A 3,569-nucleotide genomic window follows, 5' to 3' on the forward strand; every position below is an offset into this window, starting at 1 on the left:
TTATCAATTCAGAACAAGATTGCAGCGGTTCTTTCTGCCTATGATGACCTGATCGAAAATAACGATCGACGAATCACCCTACTCGAAAAAATGGCAGAGGAAATCTACCGTGAATGGTTTGTCCGTCTGCGCTTTCCAGGATTCGATCGAGTCACATTTCACAAAGGTATCCCCGAAGGTTGGGAAATGGCAAAGCTTGAGAACATAGCTAGTTTTCTAATGGGTCAGAGTCCAAAATCTGAGTTCTACAATAATTTAGGTGATGGATTGCCTTTTCATCAAGGGGTTGGTACTTATGGATCTCGATTTCCAAGAAAAGAAGTCTATTGCTCTGTCAAAGGAAGATTAGCTAACAAAGGAGATATTCTTTTTAGCATTCGAGCACCTGTCGGTAGATTGAATATTGCCGATTGTGAAATGGTTATCGGAAGAGGACTAGCTTCAATAAGACATAAAAAAGACTGCAATTCATATTTATTCTACCTTCTGAAAAACAATTTTTCCGATGAAGATATCATCGGCAATGGCTCAATTTTTAATTCAGTTGGAAAGGATGAACTGTTGTCTTTCCAAATCTTAAATCCTCCCAATCATATAGTTAAAGAATTTAATAGAATCGCTGAAAAAATAGATTTGCAAATAGAAAACTTTTATAAAACTGTAGATGCTCTCAAACAAACACGAGATCGACTCCTTACTCGCCTAATCTCTGGCAAACTCTCCGTCGAAGATCTCGACATCCAATTTCCCCCCAGCATGACTACCGATGCTTAACTCGGTAAATCTTCAAATCTTGCAGTCCCAGAAATGGAGATATAGAGAACTCGATTGACTAGATCCTTACCTGTCGCCATCTCAGCCTGGAGAACTCGAACTACAGCAGCCATCACTTCGATTTGCTCCACTGCTAGCAAATCTCCATCCAGCATCAAGACAATCCCAGCATGAACCTCAACCGCAGCGGCTAATTTCTCAAAATCTCGGATATTAGCCGTCACTAAAATGCGGTCTTCCTTGAAGGCATATTCGAGTACTTCTGGATCTGTTGCACCGAGTAAACCTCTATCCCTAACCGCGATGGCATCAGCGGCGCGCGCTGCGGAGGTTTCCTCCGCTAAAAAGCGCGACAAGACAAAGCAAAACTCTTGACAAAGATACCTCGCCACACGCGGCGATAAATCCTCATCAATTATAAACTTCATCTAGTTTCGGTCTGCCTTGAATCGGATAAGCTTTGACATAGATCTGTGCAAAATCGAAATCTTCATCGGTTAAGTAAGGATAATCTTCGCGCAATACCTCCAAGGTTTCACCTCGCGCCAAACAGCCACCAATTCGCTGCACTGATAACCGCGAACCTGGAAAGACAACTTCTCCGCCGAGAATATTGGGGTTAGTAACTAGCCCAGACTTCCAAGCTTCAAATCGATCGATTAATAGTTGGAGTTCTTGCCCGATCTCACTTACTTTAAGCGTGAAAAATTTACCGAATTCTAAAGTCGAAACTTGTTGTTCCCAGGCCGTTTGCAGTGCTTCATGCAAGTGGATACGATAACTGACTGAAAAATCAAAATTAATCTCTTTGAGAGCGCGAAGATATACCAGCGTTCCAAACGAAAGTCGATCGCGATTGGGAGTTCCAGCCGGAATAATTCGATGCTCGATCTCCTTGTAAATTCGCTTGGGCGAGATCTCAATCAAAGCAGCAGCTTCGTTAGGTGTAAAAATTTTACTCATGTCAAAAACTTTCCCTATATAGGGAATATTATAATGTACATTCCGCACCTTATGAAAAATCGACTACCGCACGATTTCCATCGCGCAGCTAAAGCTGCTGCTCATGTTGCAAAACCCGCCTTCGCGGGTTAGAAATCCTAGTTAGTCCGCGCACCATCCGGACTTTGCATCACTAGCAGCGGTTTCAACCGCTGACTATCTAAAATCTCAAAATGAGATATAATATTGAGATTAACGGATCTAAACGCAAATGCACATAATCAGCCGAAAAAGACTGGTGCTATTCGTGAAGGTTCATGCAGACTCGGAAACCTCACTAGATACTTGGTACAGAACCGCCAAAGCCGCCGAATGGCAAAATTTAGTCGAGCTTAGAGAAGCTTATCCTTCAGCCGATTTGGTGGGTATCTATACGGTTTTCAACATCAAGGGCAATCATTATCGATTGATAGCTGAAATCAACTACCGGAGCGGCACTATTTTTGTTCGAGATATCTTAACCCATGCAGAATACGATAAGGAGCAATGGAAATCATGACTGCTATATTGGATCGAGAATATGCAGAGTTGCTAGCAGCAACGCAACCGAAGGCGATCGAAACAGAAGAAGAAAACGAGTTTTACTTAGCAGAAGCGGCTAAATTAATGCAGCTAGGCGAGACACTTTCGCCTGCACAAGAGCGATTACTCAAACTTTTGGTAAATTTGATAGAAAGCTTTGAAGAGCGGCACTATCAACTCAAACCTGCTACTCCCTTAGAAATTTTAACCGAATTGGTCAGCGATCGAGGACTAAAGCAAAAAGACCTCATCCCAGTATTTGGTTCTCAAGGGGTAGCTTCTGAGGTACTCAATGGGAAGCGCGGAATCAGTAAAACTCAGGCTAAAGCATTAGGTGAGTTTTTTAAGGTTTCCCCGACGCTGTTTTTCGATTGATGAGTGCGATCGATTCAAGTACCGCACGATTGTGTCTTGTCTCGCTAAACCGTCGGGAAACCCGACGAGCGCGAGCCGCAAATCGTCGCTCATGTTGCAAAACCCGCCTACGCGGGTTATAAATCCTAGTTAGTCCGCGCACCATCCGGACTTTGCATCACTAGCAGCGGTTTCAACCGCTGATTATTCTCGAATAATTCGGAATTTTGCTGTTAATGCCTAAACTACAGGGCAAAATAGACATAGCAGATTTCACCGTGCGGCACAGATCGCGGTTTCCCAATGCCCAATTTCATTTCCGAAGACGACATCGAACAGGCGGTTCTCCAAAAACTGCACCAGCAGCACGGGTTTCAACTGCTCAACTGCTACACCGTCGATCCCAATGACCTCAACGATCGATCCAACCGCACCGATAAACATGATGTCATCTTATTCGATCGACTCAAAGCCGCCACTCTCCGCCTCAATCCTGGACTACCCGAACTGGCGATCGACAAAGCCTTAGCCATCCTCACCGATAGCCGCTCGGTGATGTCTCCAATCGCCGCCAACCGCGCTGTAGATGGATTGATTCGCGATGGAATCTCGATCGAATATGAAAACGAGCGCGGGAGAACCGAACATGGGCGCGTGCGCGTCATCGATTTTAACGACTTCAACTCCGCCGAGAATGCCCCTCAAACCAACGAATACCTCGCCGTATCCCAACTCTGGATTAAAGGAAAACAGACCGATCGCCGCCCCGATATCCGGCTCTACATCAACGGTTTGCCCCTAGTCTTCATCGAACTCAAAAACTCCAACGTCAAACTCCAGAACGCCTTCGACGACAACCTCACCGACTACAAACGCGATATTCCCCAACTCTTCCACACCAACGCTTTCTGCATCCT

At 44.9% G+C, this 3,569-nt stretch carries 6 protein-coding genes; 4 read left to right on the top strand and 2 right to left on the bottom strand.

What is annotated here, in order from left to right:
• On the top strand, window positions 1–774 hold a 774-nt coding region (locus RMO55_RS00125), incomplete at its 5' end, for a restriction endonuclease subunit S (protein WP_310421650.1).
• On the opposite strand, the gene RMO55_RS00130 is transcribed toward RMO55_RS00125, so the two are convergent.
• Both RMO55_RS00130 and RMO55_RS00135 read right to left on the bottom strand, forming a co-directional pair.
• A complete protein-coding gene (locus tag RMO55_RS00130; protein WP_310421652.1) occupies window positions 771–1,202 on the bottom strand; it encodes a DUF5615 family PIN-like protein in 432 nt (143 codons plus the stop codon). The genes RMO55_RS00125 and RMO55_RS00130 overlap by 4 nt on opposite strands.
• Complete coding sequence (locus RMO55_RS00135) at window positions 1,186–1,737, bottom strand: DUF433 domain-containing protein (protein ID WP_310421655.1); 552 nt, start codon at window positions 1,735–1,737, stop codon at window positions 1,186–1,188. Before RMO55_RS00135 ends, RMO55_RS00130 begins: the two co-directional genes overlap by 17 nt.
• A gap of 250 nt (window positions 1,738–1,987) precedes the next feature.
• On the opposite strand from RMO55_RS00135, the gene RMO55_RS00140 reads away from it, so the two are divergent.
• The 3 genes from RMO55_RS00140 to RMO55_RS00150 all read left to right on the top strand — a co-directional run.
• On the top strand, window positions 1,988–2,275 hold the full coding sequence (locus RMO55_RS00140; RefSeq protein ID WP_310421657.1) for a type II toxin-antitoxin system HigB family toxin: 288 nt from the start codon (window positions 1,988–1,990) through the stop codon (window positions 2,273–2,275).
• Window positions 2,272–2,673: a transcriptional regulator gene (locus RMO55_RS00145; protein WP_310421660.1), complete on the top strand. Its 402-nt coding sequence runs from the start codon at window positions 2,272–2,274 to the stop codon at window positions 2,671–2,673. The genes RMO55_RS00140 and RMO55_RS00145 overlap by 4 nt, the downstream gene beginning before the upstream one ends.
• 282 nt (window positions 2,674–2,955) lie before the next feature.
• On the top strand, window positions 2,956–3,569 hold a 614-nt coding region (locus tag RMO55_RS00150; protein ID WP_310421663.1), incomplete at its 3' end, for a type I restriction endonuclease.

The sequence above is a fragment of the Chamaesiphon sp. VAR_48_metabat_135_sub genome (assembly GCF_031418915.1).
Taxonomy (GTDB): Bacteria; Cyanobacteriota; Cyanobacteriia; order Cyanobacteriales; family Chamaesiphonaceae; genus Chamaesiphon.